Below are 20,688 nucleotides of genomic sequence, written 5' to 3' on the forward strand. Positions count from 1 at the left end.
GCCGTGAAGCGAAGCCTCAAGCAGATCCAGTACCGACCACACCTCGTCGACGGATGCCTCGCAGGAACCGGTCTGATCATGGACGACTGACCACGATCAACCCGACATCACCCAATCAAGTTCAGTACGACTGGGTGGACGGCTACGACTACATCATCCGCTGGAAGACGCTGCATATATCGGCCACATTCCCTACAAGAGGAAATAGATGACCCTCTCATCAGCTGACGCGTTCGCCGCCGCAGAGGCATTCTTGACGCGCGCTTTTGAGCACAGTCAGCGACGCTACTCCATCGTCCTCCAGCCGGACCTTTCCGAAGAGTACGACATCGCCTGGGGCGTGCGCTTCGACTCCCAGGAACACCTCGATACGGGCGATCGAAAATTCGCTCCGCCCACGCGCCTGACCCTCGTCCCCAAAGATGGAACAGCGCCGCATTTCCCGCCGTCGCACACCCCTGTGGCGGAATATCTGGCCTATGCGCGGCAAGGGGGCTGGGTCGGTGCGGGCAAGGGCGGCACGGTCAAAGCCGAGCCGTGGCAGCGCGCGCTGAAGTGGCTGCTCGACATCTACCACGGGCTCGTCGAGCTGGTGGGAACCGATCCTGTCGCCGAGGACGCGGGGACCTGGCTGTTCGCCTGCCGGACCATCGAGCAGCCCGGGTACCCGCGGACGCCGATGCTGGCCGCCTCGGTGGTGGTGCCCAAGGACGCCGGACGGCCCTTCCACCCGGCGGCGGACGATCCGTGGGGGGACGCGGCGGCGTACACACGGGCTCCCGCGTCCCGGGACCCGCAGACGCAGGCGCGGCGGCTGAACTCGCGCGGGTGCGTGGTGACCATGGCCGCCGGACTCGCCGGGGCTCCGTCATCGCCCTTGCCGTGGCAACCGACGCACGAGGCACCGGGGTGGTGGGAGTTGCTGCTGCGGCGCTACTTCCCCGACGCCGAACAGCTGCTGTGCGGGAGCTGGGACGAAGTGATCCGACGGGCCCGGGAGACCGGGCCCGACACACAGGGTGTGGTGTGGGTGCGCAGGACCGTCGGCGGGGCCGAGGCCAGCGGACACCTCCTGTACGCGCACAACAACAACGGCAACGTGGTGTTCCTGGACGGGATGACCGGCGGCCTGGCGCGGCTGGACGGCGCCGGAGTACTGGAGCTCGCCTTCGCCCGGTTCCGGCCGGGGGCACCCCAGGCGGCGAAGGACTTGGAATCCGCCCGGCGCAAGGCCGGGGAATGGCTGCGCAGGAGCTACGAGGAGCCCGTCGAGCTGGTGGCTCCGGACGCGCGGGACGAGACCGCGCGCGGGTGGCTGTTCGCCTGCGAGACCACCGTCGCGCTACGGGACGGGGACTGGCGGCATGCCATGGTCGACGCCGCCGTGGTGGTGCCGAAGGGCCCCGAGGCGCCCTTCCTGCTGCCCAACTCCGACCCGTGGGGCTTCTTCACCGCCTGGGACCGCGGCGACCCGGTGGGGCCCGCACCGCGGCCGGGCAGGGCCTCCTGGTTCGCTTCCACGATGCGCGAGCCGGGCGACGTACTCGACGTGTCCGAGCACTCGACGATGACCGAGGCCGTGGAGGCGCTGTCGGCGCTTCCGGCCGGCGGGCGGGCACTTGTGTGGGTGCGGCGCCTCGACGGCCGGGGCCGGCCGTCGACCGGGCTGCTGCTCACCGGGTTCCGAACGGCGATGGGCCCGGTGGCGCTGGTCGACGGGGCGGCGGAAGAGTTCACCGGCCTCGACGGGCTGCACGAGTGCGGGGTGAGGGTCGTCCGGTACCGCTGACAGACGGCTGTCAGGTGCCGGCCGCTGCACAGGCCAGGGCGGCGTCGGCCTCGGCCAGGGCCGATTCGCCCGCGCTCAGGGAGTCGTAGACGAAGTGGACGGTGGCCCCCTCGATGCCGCAGTACTCCGAGATCCCGACGCGCAGCAGGCGGTCCACCGGCTCGTCCCAGCCCAGCTCCTTGAACTTCGCCTCCGGGTAGCTCACCAGCGGGATCCAGACCATCCGCTTGCCCTTCAGGAGCGGGCGGCGGCGGCCGTAGGCGAAGCCGTTGTTCCAGACCCGGTCGATCCAGCCCTTCAGGATGGCCGGCAGGCCGAACCACCAGAGCGGGAAGACCACCACGAGGATCTCGGCGCCGGCGATCCGCTCCATGTGGGCCCGGGTCTCGGCCGAGTACTCCTTGTCCGGGTCCGACCAGTCCGGCTCGTCCTCGGGTCCCATCCGGGGGTCGAAGCCCTCGGCGTGCAGATCGAGCACGTCGACCGTGTGGCCGTCGGCCTCCAGCCGGGCCACGGCGCGGCGGGCAAGCTGGGCGGTCAGGGAATCGCCGCGGGGGTGGGCCAGGACGACCAGGGCGGCGCTCATCGGGCATCGGTGGTGGTCGCGGTCGCGGCGGCGGCCGTCGTGGCGGTGGCCGTCGCGGCGGTGGCCTCCGGGGAGAGGCGGACCAGCATCTTGCCGGTGTTCGCGCCGCGCATCATGCCGAGGAAGGCCTCCGGGGCGTGCTCGATGCCCTCGACGACGGTCTCCTCCGTGCGCAGGCTGCCGTCCGCCAGCCATCCCGCCGCCCGGCCGATCCACTCCGGGAACAGGTCGAAGTGGCTGGAGACGAGCATCCCGCGCAGGGTCACCTCGCGGGCCGCCGCCTGGAAGAGGTTGTCCGGGCCCACCGCCGGAGCCGTCGCGTTGTAGCCGCTGATCGCGCCGACCATGGCGATCCGCCCGCCCTGGCGCATCGCGCCGATGGCCGCCTGGAGGTGGTCGCCGCCGACCGCGTCGAGGTAGACGTCGATGCCCTCGGGGGCCGCCTCGGCGAGCTGGCCGGCCAGGTCGCCCTGCCGGTAGTCCACGGCCGCGTCGTAGCCGAAACGGTCCAGCAGCTTCTTCGTCTTCAGCGGGCCGCCCGCCGAGCCGATCACCCGGGAGGCGCCCAGGCGCCGCGCCAGCTGCCCGGCGACGCTGCCGACCGCGCCGGCGGCGGCGGAGACGAAGACCACGTCGCCCTCCTTGACCGGGGCGGTGCGGGTCAGGGCCGCGTACGCCGTCAGTCCCGTGGTGCCGAGCGGACCGAGGTACGCGGACCGCGAGGCGATCGCGGGATCCACGACGGTGGCGGCGGCCGCGTCGAGGACCGCGTACTCCCGCCAGCCGAGGAAGTGCGAAACGGTCGCTCCGACCGGCACCGACACGGAGCGGGAGGCGACGACCTCGCCGATCGCGCTGCCTTCGAGGGCCGTGCCGAGGGCGAAGGGCGGGATGTAGGAGGGGGCGTCGTCCATCCGGCCCCGCATGTACGGGTCCACGGACATCCAGGTGTTGCGGACCAGGATCTGGCCTTCGGCGGGCTCCGGGACCTCGGTGGCGACCAGGTCGAAGTGGTGCGGGCCCGGCTCGCCCACGGGGCGGGCGGCGAGGCGGATCTCACGGGAGAGGGTGGTCGTGGTGCCCGTGGTCGTGGTCGTGGCCATCTGGCTGTTCCTTCCGGTGCGTTTCCGTGACCGCTCGGTCGCGGTCACAGGAACACCATGTCCGGGGCCGCGCACGGGCCGCGCACGCGTCACGCACGCAGCATGCTTCGTCCGCTCACGCCGTTCTGACGGGCAAGAAGTAACGTTGCGGCATGCGTTTCGAGGTGCTGGGGCCACTGACCGTCCGCACGGATGACGGGACTCCCGTCCCCGTTCCCGAGGCGAAGGTACGGGCCCTGCTCGCGGCCCTCCTCGTACGCGACGGGCGGCCCGTGCCGGTGGACCGGCTGATCGAGGACCTGTGGGGCGAGGCGGGCGACGCCGCCCCCGGCAACCCGGGGAACACCCTCCAGACCAAGGTCTCCCAGCTCCGCCGGACCCTCGCCAAGGCCGAGGACGGCGCACGCTCCCTGGTCGCGTACGGTCCGGCGGGCTACGCCCTGCGCGCTCCGGCGCGGGCCGTGGACGCGGACCGCTTCGCGGAGCTGGCGGCGGCCGCGCGCAAGGAGGCGGAGCCGCGGGCCAGGGCGGAGCTGCTGGCCCGGGCGCTCGGGCTGTGGCAGGGGGAGGCGTACGCCGACTTCCGGGACGCCGACTTCACGCAGGCGGCGATCGCCCGGCTGGAGGAGCAGCGCATCACGGCGTACGAGGAGCTGGCCGAGGCCCGCCTCGAACTCGGCGAACACCACGAACTCGCAGACGAGTTGGCTGGCCCCGCCGCGGCCCACCCGCTGCGCCAGCGGCTGCGCGGCAGCCAGATGCGGGCGCTGTACCGCGCCGGCCGCCAGAGCGAGGCCCTCGCCGTCTACACGCACCTGCGCGAGCTCTTCGCCGAGGAACTCGGCATCGACCCCGGAGCGGAGCTCTCGGCTCTCTACGAAGCCATCCTCCGCCAGGACCCGGCACTGACCGGCCCGGCTGTGGTGGCGGCGGTGCCGGGCGCGGCCTCGGCAACGGGGCCCGGCCCGGCAGGGGAGGCGGCCCGGGGCCGGGTGCACGGGGGCGGCGGCAACCTCCCCACCCCCGTCAGCTCCCTCGTGGGCCGCGAGGAGGCCGTCGCCCGGGTGTGCGCGGCGCTCGGGGCCGGCCGGCTGGTGACCCTGTGCGGGCCCGGCGGCGTCGGCAAGACCCGGCTCGCGCTCGCCGCGGCGGCGCGGCTGGAAGAGGCCCACCCCGACGGGGTGTGGTTCGTGGAACTCGCGGGCGTGCAGGGTGCGTCGGTCGCCGATGCGGTGGCCGCCGCGATCGGGATGCGCGAGGACGACGCGGGCGGCGGCACCGTCGAGGAACGGCTCGCCGAGGCGTTGCGGCGGCGCGCGGCACTGCTCGTACTCGACAACTGCGAACACCTCCTCCCGGCCGCCGCGGCCCTTGCCGAACGGCTCCTGCGCCGCGCCCCCGGCCTGCGCGTCCTCACCACCAGCCAGGAGCCGCTCGCGCTCTCTGGCGAGGTGATCGAGGCCGTCGCACCGCTCCCGGAGGCCCAGGCCGTGGAACTGTTCGCGGCCCGCGCGGCGGCCGCCGCGCCCGGCTTCGCCCTCGGCCCCGGCACCGCGGAAGCCGTCGCCCTGATCTGCCGCCGGCTGGACGGGATCCCGCTCGCCCTGGAACTCGCCGCGACGCGGGTACGGGTCCTGGGCGTGGAGGCCCTGGCGGAACGGCTCCACGACCGCTTCCGCCTGCTCAACCAGGTCCGCCGGGACGCACCGGCCCGGCAGCGCACGCTGCGCGCGACGATCGACTGGAGCTGGGAGCTGCTCTCCCCGGCGGAGGCGACGGTCCTGCGCCGGCTGTCGGTGTTCGCGGGCGGATTCACCGTGGAGGCGGCCGAGGCGGTGTGCGCGGACGGGGACGCACGGGACGGGGGCGACTCGGCCGGCGGGGTCTCCCGTGAGGACGTGCTCGATCTGCTCACCCGGCTCGTGGACTGCTCGCTCGTGGCCTCGGCGCACGGGGACTCGGCGTACGGGGACGCGCGCCTCAGACTGCTGGAGTCGGTGGCGGCGTACGGGCTGGAGCGGCTCGACGCCGCCGGGGAGGCGGGCGCGACCCGGCGGCGGCACGCGGAGTACTACACCGGGCTCGCCGAGCGCGCGGCCGAGCGGCTGCACGGGCCCGGGCAGGGCGAGTGGCTGCGGCGGCTCGACCGGGAGAGCCTCAACGCCCGGGCGGCCCTGGCCCACACGGGGGCCGGGGAGTTGGGGCTGCGGCTGGTCGGCGCGCAGTCCTGGTACTGGTTCCTGCGCGGCCGGATCCAGGAGGCCACCGAGGCCACCGAGGCGGCGGGGGCCACCGCCCTGCACGCCGCCTTCTCGCTGCTCGGCGGGGACGACAGCCATCTGGACGACGACTTCTCCGGCGCCGGCCTCCGGGAACAGTGGCTGCTGACGTACGCACGATGCGGCTTCGGTTCCGACTCCGGCGTACGGGAGGACGAACTCACCCACTTCCCGGCCCAGTTCCACGAGACCGGCGACCGCTGGGGCGAAGCGGTCGCGCTGCTCACCCTCTCGACGCGGGCGCTCTACGACGGAGACCTCGCGGAACTGCGCCGCAACGCGACGGCGGCGGCCGCCGTGTTCACCGAACTCGGCGACCGCTGGGGCCAGTTGCAGACCTCGGAGCAGCTCGGCATCCTCGCCGAGGTGACCGGGGACTACGCGGCCGCGGCACGGCTGCACGAGGACGGCGTACGGGACGCGCAGGAACTGGAGTTGTGGACGCACGCCTCCTTCCGCCTCGCCCGGCGGGGCCGCATCGCGCTGCTGACCGGAGACCTCGCGCAGGCGGCCGCCCTGCACGAGCAGGCCCTGCGGCTGGCGGAGGAGCAAGGCCACCGCCCGGCCGAGCAGTTCGCGGCGATCGGGCTCGCCCTGGGCGCGCGGCGCGCCGGCGACCTGGACGGGGCCGAGGCCCGGCTGCGTCCGTGGCTCGACTGGAACCAGCGGCTCGGAGTGGACATCGGAGCGGCGCTCGTCCTGGCGGAGCTGGGGTACGTCGCGGAGCTGCGGGCAGACCCGGCCGCGGCGGAGTCCCTCCACCGGGAAGGACTCGCGGCGGCCCGCCGCTCGGGGGACCCCCGGGCGCTCGCCCTGGCCCTCGAAGGCCTGGCGGGGGTCCTGCCGCCCGCCCGGGCGGCCTCCCTGCTGGGCACGGCGACGGCCCTGCGCGCCTCGGCGGGCACCCCCCGCCCGCAGGCCGAACGCACCGACACCGACCGGGCGACGGCCCGCGCCCGCACCGCCCTGGGTCCGGAGGCCTTCGCGACGGCCTTCACGGCGGGCGAGGCCCTCCCCGTGCCGGAACAGCTCGCCCTCTTGGGCGGCCCGTAGGCCGACGCCGACCGCAGGGTCCCGTAGGGCCGCACGGGCGGGCGCCCGGCAAGGGGGCCACCAGCCGCCGCCCGGGCCCGTGGCCACCCTCACCCGCCCACCAGGCCCCACCAGGCCCCAGCGGGGCCCTCCTTGCCCCGACCGGCCCCTCACGCCGGTCCCTCACGCCGGCGCCTTGATGCCCTCCAGGAACGGCTCGACCGCCGCCCGCCAAGCGGCCGGGTGGTCGTAGTGGAGGTAGTGGCCGGCGTCCGGGATCTCCGCGTACTGCCCGGCCGGCAGGACGCGGACCATCTCCTGGGCCTCCGCGCGGCCCAGCTCGCCGTCCAGGCCGCGGACGACCAGCGTGGGGCAGCGCACCTGGGCGAGCTCCTCCCAGTGCGCGTCGTGCACCCACGTCTCCCGCGCGGTCAGCATCTGGCGGCGCGAGAACAGCGGGCGCCAGCCGTCGTCGGCCTCGTGCATCACCTCCGCGAAGAACTTGCCCCGGCCTGGGTCCGGGCGCTCCACCCGCGGGTCGTCCTCGCCGAACCAGCGCCGCGCGGCGTCCTGGGTGGGGAACGGCAGCGGCCAGTGGCGGAACCATTCCTCCCACTCCTGCTGCGAGGCCTCGCCCAGCGCGGACGCCCGCATGTCGCAGATGACCAGGGCCGCTACGAGATCGGGGCGGCGGGCCGCCAGCTGCCAGGCGGTGAGGGCGCCCATGGAGTGGCCGATCAGCGTCACCGGCGCGAGGCCGAGCTGCTCGACGGCCGCTTCGGCGTCGGCCACGAAGGCCTCGCGCCCGTAGGCGACGGAGCTGTTGGGGCCGGTGGTCGGCGGGCGCTCGCTCTGGCCGTGGCCGCGCTGGTCGAGGGCCACGACGCGGCGGCTCGCGCCGAGCCAGCGGGCGGTGCCCGCCCAGTGGAGGGCGCGGCCCATCAGGCCGTGCAGTAAGAGGGCCGCGGGCTCACCCGGGGGCGACTGCGGCGGCGACGGCTCGGCGGCCGCTTCGCGAAACTCCCAGGCAGCCAGGCGTACGCCGTCGGCCCCCGTCACATCGAGGCGTCGTACCACCGCAGATGCACCCCCTTCGCTCCCGGCCACAGTATCGAACCCGCATTCGAAAACCGGGTTCTCACCGACAACACCGCTCTTTCGAGTGACCTTGCTCAAGGATTGACCGCCGCTGCCGATGGAGATCCTTTCAACAGGGAGGCGGGCCGCTCGGGGAAGACGGTCCGAAGGGATGACCTTGAGAGCTCGGGGCTCCAGGTCAAGCAGGGGAGGACCGGTCCCGGCGTCGCAAAGGCGCCGGGACCATCCATACAGATCCGCACCGGTCCACATCGGCCGACACCAGCCGGATTCGCTCGCACTGGCGACCTGTTCGTACGCCCGTGCGTCAGCCTGTCGATCCCCCGGGGCCCCAGCCCCTCAGTCCGTCAGCCCCTCAGCCCGTCAGCGCTTCGCCACGAACACGTGGGAGGCGACGTCCGCATCCAGCTCCGCGGCCTCGCCTCCACTGCCGACCAGCACACCGCCGGGCGACTCGGTCACGCTGACCACCGAACCGGGCTGCACGCCCGCCCGGCGCAGCGTGTACATCAGCTGCGCGTCCGTCTGGATCGGCTCCCCGATCCGGCGGATCACCACGGTCTTGCCCTCCACGCCCGGGTCCAGCTCGGACAGGCTGACCATGCCCTCCTCCAGGAACGGATCGGCCTCGGCCTTCTCGCCCAGTTCCTCCAGCCCCGGGATCGGGTTCCCGTACGGCGATTCGGTCGGGTGGCGCAGCAGCTCCAGCACCCGCCGCTCCACCGCCTCGCTCATCACGTGCTCCCAGCGGCAGGCCTCGGCGTGCACCTGCTCCCACTCCAAGCCGATGACGTCGACGAGCAGGCACTCCGCGAGGCGGTGCTTGCGCATCACCCGCGTCGCCAGCTTGCGCCCCTCGTCGGTGAGCTCCAGGTGCCGGTCGCTGGCGACGGCCACCAGGCCGTCGCGCTCCATCCGCGCCACCGTCTGGCTCACCGTCGGGCCGCTCTGGTCGAGCCGCTCGGCGATACGGGCGCGCATGGGGACCACGCCTTCCTCTTCCAGTTCGAGGATGGTGCGGAGGTACATCTCCGTGGTATCGATCAGTCCGGACATTCGTGCCCCTCGGATTGCGTGCGCTGGCCCTGCCCCCAATTCTGACCCATCGCGCCGACAACCGTCCCGTGTAAGACGTCAAGGGCCGGTCCGGACTGCCCCGAAACGCCCCGCGAGCCCCTCCGGCCACCTCTCATTACGCCGCCCACCGGGCCTTTCGCCCCTTGGATGGAAGTTCGTATTGACACGCCCTTGGTCCAGACCGCACGGTGAGCGGCGGACACGGACGACAACCTCACCCAACTCCCACCCCGGAAGGCCATCGGCGTATGAGCGAGAGCAAGCTGGCCGGTCAGTTCTTCGACGCCGCGATCGGCCTGCTGGAGCGGGTACGGGACGAGGAGTCCGCGCGCATCAACGAGGCCGGGACCGTCATCGCGGACGCCGTGGCCACCGGGAACAAGCTCTTCGCCTTCGGCGCCGGGCACTCCTCGCTCCCCGCCCAGGACGTGGTCTACCGGGCCGGCGGACTCGCGCTGATGAACTTCCTCGCCGTCCCCGGCACCGCCGGCATCGACGTCATGCCGGCCACCCTCGGCAGCGCCCTGGAGCGCGTCGACGGCCTCGCCGGGGCGGTCCTGGACTCCAGCCCGGCCAGCGACGGCGACGTCCTCGTGATCATCTCCCTCTCCGGGCGCAACGCGCTGCCGGTGGAGATGGCCATGAACGCCCGCGCGATCGGCCTCAAGGTCATCGGCGTCACCTCGGTGGCCTACGCGACCGGCACCAAGTCCCGCCACGTCTCCGGCACCTTCCTCAAGGACCACTGCGACATCGTCCTCGACAGCAAGATCGCGGTCGGCGACGCCGAGCTCACCCTCGACGGCATCGAAGCCCCCTTCGCCCCCGCCTCCACCGTCGTGACCAGCGCGATCATGCAGGCGGTCATGGCCGCCGCGGCCGGCGAGCTCGCCGCCCGCGGGGTCGAACCGCCGCTCCTGCGCTCGGGCAACGTGGACGGCGGCCACGAGTGGAACGGCCGCGTCATGCAGGAGTACGGCGACCGCATCTTCTTCCGCCACTAGGTCGTCCAGGTCGCCTAGGCCGCCGTCCCGGCCTGGCGGGGCCGCTCACCGCCCCGACAGGTCCAGGTCCAGGTCCGCCGCGACGCGGGCCGCCACCTCCTCCGCGTACGCAGCGTCCGCGCGCTCGAAGGCGGCCCTGGACGGGCCCCGCAGGAACGTCAGCGTCCCCAGGCTCCGGCCCCGGCTGCGCAGCACCGTGCTCAGGGCGTGCGCCGCCCCCTCGGGCCAGCGCCGGGTGCCCGCCCACGCCCCGCCGGCCTGCCCGCGCGGCGCGCTGGTCCGCACCGACCCGGCCCGGTCCAGCGCCTGCAGCGCCGGATGGCCGGCCCCGTAGCGCACGGGGATCACCCCGGGCTCGGGCAGCCCCGGCAGGCCGGGCGGGGACGCCGCCCAGCGCAGCAGCCGCGCGGGCGCGGGTTCCCGTAGCGGATCGAGTACGTCCACCAGTGCGTGCTCGGCGAAGCCCGCCAGGGCGAACTCCAGCCGCACGGCCGCCGCCTCCGCCGGGTCCTCGCACTCGGCGGCGGCCCGCCCGGCCCGGTACAGCTGGTGGGACCTGAACCGCAGCTGCGCCGTGTCCAACTGCGCCTGGCGGGCCTCGGTGACGTCCTGGAACAGCAGGGCGACCCCGAGCGGTACGGGTTCCTCCGCGAGCGGCGACGCCAGGCGCAGGAACCCGCACCGCCAGCACCGCCGCCGCACGCCCTCGGGGCCCCGTACGGACACCCACAGCTCCGCGGGGGCCGGGGGCGCGCCCTCGGCCAGTACGTGCTGCAGGGCCCCCTCCAGCTCCTCCACCCCCTGCGCCAGCAGCTCCCCCAGCGGCCGCCCGAGCAGCGCGGTACGGCCCGAACCGAAGGCCCGGGCGGCGTGGGCGTTGACCACGGCCGGGCGCAGGTCCACGTCGACGAGCACGACGCCCCAGGAGGCGTCCTCCATCAGCGCCTCGCTCAGCGCGATGGAACGCTCCAGGTCGATCTGCGCGTGCACCTCGCTGAAGGCGCAGTACACCCCGGCCGGTTTCCCGTCGGCCCCCGGCACCCCCGCGGACTGGGTCCGTACGAGCAGGCGCCCGCCGTCCTTGGTCAGCAGCGCGAACTCGAGCACCTGCCGCCCCGGCACGTCCTGGGCGGCCATGAGTCTGTCCTGCACGTCCTGCGCGTCGGCGGCCCGCACGGCCCACCCCGCGAACCCCTTGCGCCCCACGGCCTCGGCCGCCGACCACCCCAGGAGCCGCTCGGCTTCACGGTTCCAGTGGGTGATCACGCCATCGGCATCGAACGCGCACAAGGCCGCGTCCATCCCGTCCAGCAGCGCTGCGAGCAGATCGTCGGCGGTCTCACCACGTCCGGATGCAGTCACCTGGGCCCCCTACAGGTGTTCGCGTGTGCGGCACGTCACGTCATTCAACTGGAACGTGACGCAGCCCACACCCACTTCCCGCAATCATCCCGTTATGTCCGGGACTCGGGAGCGCCCGCCGGACTGGTGAGGGCCGCGATACGGGGAGTATGGTCTCTTATATGGCGACCAAGAAGATCACGGTGACGATTCCCGAAGAGCTCCTTGACGAGATCCGTGCGGAAGCGGCGGAGCGAGGCCTGTCGGCGTACGTCGCCGAAGCGCTGCGATTCAAGCGCGACCGGGACCGGCTGCGGGAACTGGTCGACTGGCTTCAGGAGGAGCACGGCCCTGTCACCGAAGAGGAGCGCGCGGCCGCGTTCGAGGATCTGGAGGCTCTCGACGCCGAGCACGAACGCCGCCGCGCCACGGCAGGGCACCGGGCCGGAGAGGCCGCGTGAAGCGGACCGGTGAGCGTGGGCAGCCGCCGCTGCGCGTCTTCGTGCTCGACTGCGAAGCACTGTCCCTGGCCGTGCGCGGCGACCGGAAGATGATCGCCTTGCTGGACATCGCCGCCCGCGGTGGAGCCGAGGTGGTGACCTCTCCGATGACCCTCGTCGAGTCCTATGACGGAAGGACCACCGAACAGCGATGGGACTGGGTCCTCTCCCGGCTCAAGGTCGCCGACGTCGGGAAGGACGAAGCACGTCAGGCCCGCCGGCTCCTGGCGGACGCCGAGCTGCACGGCCACAAGTACGCGATCGACGCGGTGCTCTCCGTCATCGCGCGTCAGCAGAAGGGGCAGGTCACCGTCTACACCAAGGACGTGGACGATCTGGAGCGGCTGGTCCCGGACTCGATCGTGGTCAAGAAGGTATGACCCTGCGGCTCCGGAGGTCCCTGGATACGGCTGCGGATTCGCCCCCGAAATTCGGTTGAGCGCGCTCCGTGAGGGTGCCTACAGTGGCGGCACACAGAAGGGAGGTGGTTGCCGCAATGTACGGAAACCGGACGCGTGAGGTGGCTGCGGGCTAAAGCGCCCGTTGTCGCACGCACCCAGTGCGGTGCCCGGCGGAGTCGGGCGCCAATCCCAAGCAGTCACCCGACCCGCGGGCTCGCCGGTACGTCCGGCCGGCTTCCCCCACTGCAGGGGGGAAACCCGAGCTCGCGGGTCGTCTGCGTGTGATCAGAGCCCTACGGGCAGAGGCGTTCCACGCGCCACTTCTCCGCCTCCAGGACGTACTTCAGGCGGTCGTGGAGGCGGTTTTCGTGGCCCTGCCAGAATTCCACCGCGTCGGGGACCACGCGGATGCCGCCCCATTGCGGGGGGACCGGGACCTGTTCGCCCTCGGGGTAGCGGGCCTCCAGTTCCGCGTAGCGGCGGTCCAGCTCCGCGCGTGAGGCGATCACCGTGGACTGTTCGCTGGCCCAGGCGCCCAGCTGGGAGCCGTGGGGGCGGGAGCGGAAGTACGCCGCCGTCGCGTCGCGGCCGATGCGGGAGGCCGTGCCGGTGACGATGACCTGGCGGGCGATGGGGTGCCAGGGGAAGAGCAGGGAGACGAAGGGGTTTGCGGCCATTTCGACTCCCTTGCGGGAGTCGTAGTTCGTGAAGAAGACGAATCCGCGCTCGTCGAACTGCTTCAGGAGCACCGTGCGCGAGCTGGGGCGGCCGTCCGGGGTTGCGGTGGCGACGACCATCGCGTTGGGTTCGAAGACGTTCGCCTCCGCAGCGTCGCGGAACCAGCGCGCGAACTGGCCCATCGGCTCCTCGGCGAGGCTCTCCTCGGCGACGAGCTGGGAGCGGTACTGCTTGCGCATGTCGGCAGGGTCAGGGTGCTGATCGGTCACGCCGCCATCCTGCCGCAGCGGCGCGTCCGCGACTGTGCCGTATGTCACGCTTCCCCGCGCCAAGCGGAACGTACAAAATCTTGGGGCCGGTCCGACGGTCCCACACGGATGACCATCGGCCGTGCCGGGCATCAACGGGGATGACCGCGCCGGACCGCGAATCACGCCGGGAGCCGCGCGTGTTCGCACTATTTGAGGAGCCGCCTGATGTCCGACTTCGTACCCGGTCTCGAGGGAGTCGTCGCGTTCGAAACGGAGATCGCCGAACCCGACAAGGAAGGTGGGTCGCTGCGATACCGGGGCGTCGACATCGAAGACCTCGTGGGCCACGTCTCCTTCGGGAACGTCTGGGGCCTCCTGGTCGACGGTGCCTTCAACCCCGGCCTGCCGGCCGCCGAGCCGTTCCCGATCCCGGTGCACTCCGGTGACATCCGGGTCGACGTGCAGTCCGCGCTCGCCATGCTCGCCCCCGTGTGGGGGCTGAAACCGCTCCTCGACATCGACGAGCAGACCGCGCGTGACGATCTGGCGCGGGCGGCTGTCATGGCGCTGTCCTACGTCGCCCAGTCCGCGCGCGGCCAGGGCCGGCCGATGGTCCCGCAGAGCGAGATCGACAAGGCCGAGTCCGTGGTCGAGCGGTTCATGATCCGCTGGCGGGGCGAGCCCGACCCGCGCCACGTCAAGGCCGTGGACGCGTACTGGACCTCGGCCGCCGAGCACGGGATGAACGCGTCGACGTTCACCGCGCGCGTCATCGCCTCGACGGGTGCCGATGTCGCAGCCGCGCTGTCCGGCGCGGTCGGCGCCATGTCCGGGCCGCTGCACGGCGGGGCGCCCTCGCGCGTCCTCGGCATGATCGAGGAGATCGAGCGCACCGGCGACGCCGTGGCGTACGTGAAGAAGGCCCTGGACAAGGGTGAGCGGCTGATGGGCTTCGGCCACCGCGTCTACCGCGCCGAGGACCCGCGAGCCCGCGTGCTGCGGCGTACGGCCAAGGAGCTGGACGCCCCCCGTTACGAGGTGGCCGCCGCGCTGGAGAAGGCCGCCCTGGAGGAGCTGCACGCGCGCCGTCCCGACCGGGTGCTCGCGACGAACGTGGAGTTCTGGGCCGCGATCATGCTGGACTTCGCGGAGGTGCCGGCGCACATGTTCACCTCGATGTTCACGTGTGCCCGTACCGCCGGCTGGTCGGCGCACATCCTGGAGCAGAAGCGCACGGGCCGCCTGGTCCGCCCCTCGGCCCGCTACACCGGGCCGGGCGTGCGCAACCCGCGCGAGATCGAGGGATACTCCGGCATCACGGACATCGCCTCCACCGCCTGATCGCGCCGGCCGCCGGCTGCCCCCGCACAGGGCCGCCGTGACGAAGGGCGCCGCATCCCCTCGGGGGTGCGGCGCCCTTCGCGTTTCCGGGGGAAGAGGAAGAAGAGAAGGGGCTGGGACCTCAGCCCAGTTCTGAGTCCAGGATCCTGGCCCACTGGGCGACCACCCGCGCCCGGCGGGCGGTGTCGTCGGTGAGGACGTTCGCCAGCCCCAGGCCGCGGGCCATGTCGAGCAGGCCCTGCACGGTCTCCCGTACTCCCGGTACCGACTCGTCCGCGCCCAGCAGCTCCACGGCGATGCGGTGGGTCTCGCGGCCGACGCGGGCCTCCAGCTCGGCCACGCGGGGCCGCAACTGCTCCTCGTGGGAGGCCGCGACCCACAGTTGGAGAGCGGCGCGGAACATCGGGCCGGTGTACAGGTCGATGAGCGCCCCGACCACGTCGGCGCGGGCCGCGGCGGCGCCGCCGTGCGGGAACAGGCCCAGCAGTGCGGTCGAGCGCACCTCGGCCATGTACTCGACGGCCGCCGTGAACAGCTCCTCGCGGGTGCGGAAGTGGTGCTGGGCCGCTCCGCGCGAGACGCCGGCGCGCTCGGCGACGACTGCGACGGTGGATCCGGCCCAGCCCTGTTCGGCGAGGCAGGAGACGGCTGCCTCCAGGAGGTGGCGGCGGGTCACGCGGCTGCGGGCCTGCTTGGGTGCCTGCCTGGGGGCGGTCGGGCCGGTCTGGTCGGTCGGGCCGGTTTCCGTGGTCACCGGATCTCTCCCACGGAGCCCCGGCCTTCAGGGCGGGGAGGAACGGGTCCTTGGCGAGGAGGCGCGAAGCACCGAAGTTCTCTGCGCATCTGTTCTGACCTGCGCTCTCTTCCGTTGTCAGTGGCGGGTGTTAGCTTCCGGTCGTGACGACAGCAGCGATGGCCGATGAGGTGGCTGGGCATGCCCGGTACACCTACCGGCTGCGCCTGTCGTCCACCGCCCGTACCGCTCTGGAAGCGGAGTGGGGCCGGTGTCGTTGGGTGTGGAACGAGTGCGTGGCAATGTCCCGCAAGGTCCACAAGCTCAACAAGGACACTGAGGCGAAGGCGACGTGCGGGCCGGCGCAGCTCGACAAGATGCTGACCGATGCGCGCGCCGCGATGTCCTGGCTGCGCAACGGTGCTTCGGTGCCTCAGCAACAGATCATCCGGGACTTCGCGAAGTCCCGGGCGAAGGCGCTCAAGGACATCAAGGCGAAGCTGCCGATGCGGCAGCGGGCGGGGATGCCCCGCATCAAGCGGAAGCGGGAGGCCGCGCCGTCGCTGAACTACACACAACGCGGGTTCCGGCTCAAGGGCCATCATCTGCGCCTGGCCGGCGGGATCGTGCTGACGGTGGTGTGGTCGCGTGCGCTGCCCAAACCGCCGTCCAGCGTACGCGTGTACCGCGACAGCCTCGGACATTGGTACTGCTCGTTCGTCGTCCCCACCGTGACCGAGGCCCTGCCGGAGACCGGCGCTGTGATCGGTGTCGACTGGGGCGTGAAGGAGACCGCGACCACCACCAGCGACGCCCACGACCTGCCCCACCCCCAGCACGGTATGACGGCCGCCGCGAAGCTCGCGCACTACCAGCGGATGATGGCGCGGCGCCGGACCCCGAAGAACAAGCCCGAGACCAAGGGATACAAGAGGGCCCGGCGGGCGGCGGCGAAGGTGTCGAAGAAGATCGCCCGGCAGCGGCAGGACACCGGCCGCAAGTGGGCGAGGTCCGTGGTCCGTGACTTCGACCAGTTGGCCGTGGAGGACTTCAAGCCGAAGTTCCTCGCGAAGACCACCATGGCCCGCAAAGCGGCCGACGCCGCGATCGGCGCCACCAAGACGGCGCTGATCGATATGGCCCGCAAGCACGGCCGGACCGTGCACCTGGTCAACCCCTCGCACACCACCATGGACTGCGCACACTGCGGAGCGAGAGCCAAGCACCGCCTACCTCTTTCCGAGAGAACGTATACGTGCACCGCGTGCGGAATCGTGTCCCCCAGGGACAAGAACTCTGCCCGCGTGATGCTCGTCCGGGCTGGTCTCAACCCGGCTAGCGCTGATCTTGTAAGCCCTGCCACCTGCTAGGTGTCAGGCGAAGTGAGCTAGGAATCCCCTCCCTTCAGGAGGGGAGGATGTCAACGTAGCCATGACGGGTCCCGTCGCTCGAAGCGGGCGCTGATGCCCTCGCGGGCCTCGGCGGAGGCGAAGTGCCGGGCGGACAGCTCGGTGAGGGCGGCTCCGTCCCGCTCCAGGGCAGCCCGCACCGGGGCGGTGACCAGCCGTTTCGTCGCGGCCAGGGCCTCGGGGCCCGCCTTGAGGAGACCTTCCAGGACGGGGGCCAGGAGCTTGTCCAGATCCTCGGCGTCCCCGCCGTCGAGGGTGAGCAGGCCGATGCGGGTGGCTTCGGCGGCGTCGAAGACCTCGGCGGTCAGGAAGTAGCGGGCGGCGGCGCGGGGGTCCAGGCGCGGGAGCAGCGGTGCGGAGATGACAGCCGGGACGACGCCGAGGTGCGTCTCGGTGAAGGCGTACGTGGACGCCTGCCCGGCGGCGGCGATGTCGCAGACGCCGAGCAGCCCGAGGCCACCCGCGCGGACGTGGCCGGTGACGCGGGCGACGACGGGCTTGGGGAGTTCGGCGATCTCCCGGAGCAGAGCCATGAAGTCGGCGGGGTCGCAGGGGGACTTGAGGTCGGCGCCTGCACAGAAGGTGGAGCCGGTGTGGGTGAGGACCACCGCCCGGGTCGCTCGTTCGGTGGCCGCGGTGGCCAGGGCGGTGCGGAGTTCTTGGACCAGGGGGGCGGAGAGGGCGTTGCGGTTGGCCGGGGAGTCGAGGGTGAGGGTGGTGAGGCCGGGCGTTCGCGCGGCGTGGACCAGTGGGGGCATGTCTCCTCCGGAGGGGGTGGTCGGGCGGTCGGGATCCCCTCCGGGGAGGGTCTGCGGGTCGCCTGCGGCGGGCTCCGGTGGGCTGCGGGTGGCTGGCCCTGGGGGCGAAGGGCGGGTAGAGGATTCCCGGCCCCGCGCAGCGGCAGCCGCGTCGGGGCTCGGCTAGTAGGACTTGGGGAGGCCCAGGGTCTGGTGGGAGATGAAGTTCAGGATCATCTCTCGGCTGACCGGGGCGATCCGGGCCACCCGGGAGGCCACGATCAGTGCGGCCAGGCCGTACTCGCGGGTGAGGCCGTTGCCGCCCAGGGTGTGGACGGACTGGTCCACCGCCCGGACGCAGGCCTCCCCCGCGGCGTACTTCGCCATGTTCGCGGCCTCGCCCGCGCCCATGTCGTCGCCGGCGTCGTAGAGGTGGGCCGCCTTCTGCATCATCAGGCGGGCCAGTTCCAGCTCTATGTGGGCGGCTGCCAGGGGGTGTGCGATGGCCTGGTGGGCGCCGATGGGGGCCTTCCAGACCTGGCGGGTCTTCGCGTAGTCGACGGCCCGGGCGAGGGCGTAGCGGCCCATGCCGATGGCGAAGGCGGCGGTCATGACGCGCTCGGGGTTGAGGCCCGCGAAGAGCTGGAGGAGGCCCGCGTCCTCGTCGCCGACCAGCGCGGAGGAGGGGAGCCGTACGTCTTCCAGGACCAGCTCGAACTGCTTCTCCGCCGCCTGGAGTTCCATGTCGATGGGGGTGTGCAGGAAACCGGGGGTGTCGCGGGGGACGATGAACAGGCAGGGCTTGAGGCTGCCCGTCCGGGCGTCTTCCGTGCGGCCCACGATGAGGGTGGCGTCGGCGATGTCCACGCCGGAGATGAAGACCTTGCGGCCGGTGAGGACCCAGTCGTCGCCGTCGCGGCGGGCGGTGGTGGTGATGCGGTGGGAGTTGGAGCCGGCGTCGGGTTCGGTGATGCCGAAGGCCATGGTCCGGGTGCCGTCCGCGAGGCCGGGGAGCCAGGCCCGCTTCTGTGCCTCGGTGCCGAAGCGGGCGATGACCGTTCCACAGATGGCGGGTGAGACGACCATCATGAGGAGGGGGCAGCCCGCGGCGCCGAGTTCTTCGAGGACGATGGAGAGTTCGGCGATGCCGCCGCCCCCGCCGCCGTACTCCTCGGGGAGGTTGACCCCGAGGTAGCCCAGCTTGGCGGCGTCCGCCCACAGTTCGTCGGGGTGGCCGCCCTCCCGGGCGATGCGGGCGAGGTACTCGCGGCCGTACTTGCGGCCGAGGGCGGCCACCGCCGCGCGCAGGGCCTGGTGTTCTTCAGTTTCGAGAGTTGTGGTGCCGAGCGTCGTGGTGCCGGGGGTGGAGCTCATGCTTCCTCCTGGACTACGGCGAGCAGGGCGCCGAATTCGACCTGTTGGCCGGTGGCGGCGTGGAGCGCGGTGAGCGTGCCGGAGGCGGGCGCGAGGATGCGGTGCTCCATCTTCATGGCCTCCAGCCAGAGCAGGGGCTGCCCGGCGGTGACGGGGCTGCCGGGGGCGAGGCCCTCGGCTACGCGGACGACGGTGCCGGGCATGGGGGCGAGCAGGGAGCCCGGTTCGGTGCGGTCCCGGGGGTCCGCGAACCGGGGGACGGGGGTCAGGGCGTGGGAGCCGAGCACGGAGTCCACGTACGCCGTGTTCGATTTTTGTTTCACGTGGAACAGCCGCCGGACGCCGTCCACTTCGAGGGTCACCGCGTGTCGGGAAGCCGACATGACCCGCACACCGGGGTGGTCGAGAAGCTCCGGCAGGCCGCTGCGGGAGGGGTGGTAGCGGACTTCGTACGCGGTCCCGCCGGCCGTGTAGCGGCGGCTCTGCGGCTGGGAGCGGAGGTTTCGCCAGCCGCCGAGGCGGACGGCGAGGGGGGCGTCCTGCTCGGGGGCGGCCTCCGCGAGGGCGGCGGCGAGCGCACTGAGTACGGGGGCCGGGTCGTCCGGGGCGGCCTCGGTGAGGGCGGGCAGGTGGCGTTCGTAGAACCCGGTGTCGAGCCGGCCGGCCGCGAAATCCGGCTGCCGCAGGGAGCGTACGAGGAGCTCGCGGTTGGTGGTGAGCCCGTGGATCCGGGCTCCGGCGAGGGCGTGGGCCAGGGCGCGGACCGCCTCGGCGCGGGTCGGGGCGTGGGCGACGACCTTGGCGAGCATGGCGTCGTAGTGGATGGAGACGGTGTCCCCGTCGGCGAAACCGGTGTCCACGCGGACCTCGCCGGGGACGGCGAGGGTGTGCAGGGTTCCGGTCTGCGGACGCCAGTCCTGGGCCGGGTCCTCGGCGTAGAGGCGGGCCTCGACGGAGTGTCCGGCGGGCGTGGGAGGGTGCAGCGGCAGGGCGGCGCCCTCGGCGATCCGCAGTTGCAGGGCGACGAGGTCGATCCCGAAGACCGCTTCGGTGACGGGGTGTTCCACCTGGAGGCGGGTGTTCATCTCCAGGAAGTACGGGCGGCCGTCGGCGGTGACCAGGAACTCGACCGTGCCCGCCCCCTCGTACGAGACCGCGCGGGCGGCGGCCACGGCGGCCTCGTGGAGGGTGGTGCGCAGGGCCTCGGGCAGGCCGGGCGCGGGGGCTTCCTCGATGACCTTCTGGTGGCGCCGCTGGAGGGAGCAGTCGCGGGTGCCGAGTGCCCAGACGGTGCCGTGGGAGTCGGCGAGGATCTGCACCTCGACGTGGCGGCCGCGCTCCACGTAGGGCTCGGCGAAGACCTCTCCGTCGCCGAAGGCGGACAGGGCCTCGGCGGAGGCGGCCTCGAGGGATTCCTTGAGGGAGTCGAGGTCCCGGACCACCCGCATCCCGCGGCCGCCGCCGCCCGCCGCGGCCTTGAGGAGCAGCGGGAGGTCGGCGGCGGTGGCCGCGTGCGGGTCGACGGGGTCGAGCAGCGGGACCCCGGCCGCGCGCATCAGGTCCTTGGCCCGGGTCTTGGACGCCATGGCCTCCATGGCCTCGGGCGGCGGGCCGACCCAGGTGAGTCCGGCGGCGCGGACGGCGCGGGCGAAGTCCGCGTTCTCGGAGAGGAACCCGTAGCCGGGGTGGACGGCGTCGGCGCCCGCGGCGAGGGCGGCCCCGATGAGCAGGTCGCCGCGCAGGTAGGTGTCGGCGGGGGCCGCGCCGGGCAGCGGTACGGCCGCGTCGGCCGCGCGGACGTGCAGGGCGTCGGTGTCGGGGTCGGAGTGGACGGCGACGGTGGCCAGGCCCAGGGCGCGGGCCGTGCGGAAGACGCGGACGGCGATCTCGCCGCGGTTGGCGACGAGGAGGGAGCGCAGGGTCGTGGTGTGGGGCGGGTTCAGAGTCATGTGCGG

At 72.8% G+C, this 20,688-nt stretch carries 17 protein-coding genes; 7 read left to right on the forward strand and 10 right to left on the reverse strand.

What is annotated here, in order from left to right; translation table 11 throughout:
• The first annotated feature begins 460 nt into the window (after positions 1-460).
• On the forward strand, positions 461-1,789 hold the full coding sequence (locus AC061S_RS38210; protein ID WP_478690471.1) for a YrhB domain-containing protein: 1,329 nt from the start codon (positions 461-463) through the stop codon (positions 1,787-1,789).
• 10 nt (positions 1,790-1,799) lie between these two features.
• On the opposite strand, the gene AC061S_RS38215 is transcribed toward AC061S_RS38210, so the two are convergent.
• Together AC061S_RS38215 and AC061S_RS38220 are read right to left on the reverse strand one after the other, a co-directional pair.
• A complete protein-coding gene (locus AC061S_RS38215) occupies positions 1,800-2,375 on the reverse strand; it encodes an NAD(P)H oxidoreductase (protein ID WP_478690472.1) in 576 nt (191 codons plus the stop codon).
• Positions 2,372-3,478: an NADP-dependent oxidoreductase gene (locus AC061S_RS38220; protein WP_478690473.1), complete on the reverse strand. Its 1,107-nt coding sequence runs from the start codon at positions 3,476-3,478 to the stop codon at positions 2,372-2,374. Before AC061S_RS38220 ends, AC061S_RS38215 begins: the two co-directional genes overlap by 4 nt.
• 152 nt (positions 3,479-3,630) lie before the next feature.
• Between AC061S_RS38220 and AC061S_RS38225 the strand changes: the two genes are divergently transcribed.
• On the forward strand, positions 3,631-6,810 hold the full coding sequence (locus AC061S_RS38225; RefSeq protein WP_478690474.1) for an AfsR/SARP family transcriptional regulator: 3,180 nt from the start codon (positions 3,631-3,633) through the stop codon (positions 6,808-6,810).
• Between the two features lie 162 nt (positions 6,811-6,972).
• Here the strand turns inward: AC061S_RS38225 and AC061S_RS38230 are convergent, their stop codons facing one another.
• Both AC061S_RS38230 and AC061S_RS38235 read right to left on the reverse strand, forming a co-directional pair.
• Positions 6,973-7,866, reverse strand: coding sequence for an alpha/beta fold hydrolase (locus AC061S_RS38230; protein WP_478690475.1), 894 nt, complete (start codon positions 7,864-7,866; stop codon positions 6,973-6,975).
• 384 nt (positions 7,867-8,250) lie between these two features.
• Positions 8,251-8,943 carry an iron-dependent transcriptional repressor DtxR gene (locus AC061S_RS38235; RefSeq protein WP_385374803.1) on the reverse strand — a complete coding sequence of 231 codons (693 nt, stop codon included), beginning with the start codon at positions 8,941-8,943 and terminating at the stop codon, positions 8,251-8,253.
• Between the two features lie 269 nt (positions 8,944-9,212).
• Between AC061S_RS38235 and AC061S_RS38240 the strand changes: the two genes are divergently transcribed.
• On the forward strand, positions 9,213-9,968 hold the full coding sequence (locus AC061S_RS38240) for an SIS domain-containing protein (protein ID WP_478690476.1): 756 nt from the start codon (positions 9,213-9,215) through the stop codon (positions 9,966-9,968).
• A 45-nt stretch (positions 9,969-10,013) separates the two neighbouring features.
• On the opposite strand, the gene AC061S_RS38245 is transcribed toward AC061S_RS38240, so the two are convergent.
• Positions 10,014-11,330, reverse strand: coding sequence for a PAS domain-containing protein (locus AC061S_RS38245; protein ID WP_478690477.1), 1,317 nt, complete (start codon positions 11,328-11,330; stop codon positions 10,014-10,016).
• 161 nt (positions 11,331-11,491) lie between these two features.
• Between AC061S_RS38245 and AC061S_RS38250 the strand changes: the two genes are divergently transcribed.
• Positions 11,492-11,770, forward strand: coding sequence for a CopG family transcriptional regulator (locus AC061S_RS38250; protein WP_478690478.1), 279 nt, complete (start codon positions 11,492-11,494; stop codon positions 11,768-11,770).
• Positions 11,767-12,189, forward strand: coding sequence for a hypothetical protein (locus AC061S_RS38255; protein WP_478690479.1), 423 nt, complete (start codon positions 11,767-11,769; stop codon positions 12,187-12,189). The genes AC061S_RS38250 and AC061S_RS38255 overlap by 4 nt, the downstream gene beginning before the upstream one ends.
• A 314-nt stretch (positions 12,190-12,503) precedes the next feature.
• Here the strand turns inward: AC061S_RS38255 and pdxH are convergent, their stop codons facing one another.
• On the reverse strand, positions 12,504-13,127 hold the full coding sequence (gene pdxH, locus AC061S_RS38260) for a pyridoxamine 5'-phosphate oxidase (protein ID WP_478690496.1): 624 nt from the start codon (positions 13,125-13,127) through the stop codon (positions 12,504-12,506).
• Positions 13,128-13,364: 237 nt separating this feature from the next.
• Here pdxH and AC061S_RS38265 point away from each other — a divergent pair, with 237 nt between their 5' ends.
• A complete protein-coding gene (locus tag AC061S_RS38265) occupies positions 13,365-14,480 on the forward strand; it encodes a citrate synthase 2 (protein WP_469682730.1) in 1,116 nt (371 codons plus the stop codon).
• A 121-nt stretch (positions 14,481-14,601) separates the two neighbouring features.
• On the opposite strand, the gene AC061S_RS38270 is transcribed toward AC061S_RS38265, so the two are convergent.
• A complete protein-coding gene (locus AC061S_RS38270) occupies positions 14,602-15,234 on the reverse strand; it encodes a TetR/AcrR family transcriptional regulator (RefSeq protein WP_478690480.1) in 633 nt (210 codons plus the stop codon).
• A gap of 158 nt (positions 15,235-15,392) precedes the next feature.
• On the opposite strand from AC061S_RS38270, the gene AC061S_RS38275 reads away from it, so the two are divergent.
• Positions 15,393-16,583, forward strand: a complete 1,191-nt coding sequence (locus AC061S_RS38275) for an RNA-guided endonuclease InsQ/TnpB family protein (RefSeq protein WP_478690497.1) — start codon at positions 15,393-15,395, stop codon at positions 16,581-16,583.
• A 50-nt stretch (positions 16,584-16,633) separates the two neighbouring features.
• Here AC061S_RS38275 and AC061S_RS38280 read toward each other — a convergent pair whose 3' ends face one another.
• The 3 genes from AC061S_RS38280 to AC061S_RS38290 form a co-directional block, all read right to left on the reverse strand.
• On the reverse strand, positions 16,634-17,380 hold the full coding sequence (locus AC061S_RS38280) for an enoyl-CoA hydratase family protein (protein WP_478690481.1): 747 nt from the start codon (positions 17,378-17,380) through the stop codon (positions 16,634-16,636).
• 162 nt (positions 17,381-17,542) lie between these two features.
• A complete protein-coding gene (locus AC061S_RS38285) occupies positions 17,543-18,733 on the reverse strand; it encodes an acyl-CoA dehydrogenase family protein (RefSeq protein ID WP_478690482.1) in 1,191 nt (396 codons plus the stop codon).
• Positions 18,730-20,682 (reverse strand): acetyl/propionyl/methylcrotonyl-CoA carboxylase subunit alpha, encoded by a 1,953-nt coding sequence (locus AC061S_RS38290; protein ID WP_478690483.1) that lies wholly within the window; start codon positions 20,680-20,682, stop codon positions 18,730-18,732. Before AC061S_RS38290 ends, AC061S_RS38285 begins: the two co-directional genes overlap by 4 nt.
• Positions 20,683-20,688 lie beyond the last annotated feature (6 nt).

Source organism: Streptomyces sp. CA189, assembly GCF_056428985.1.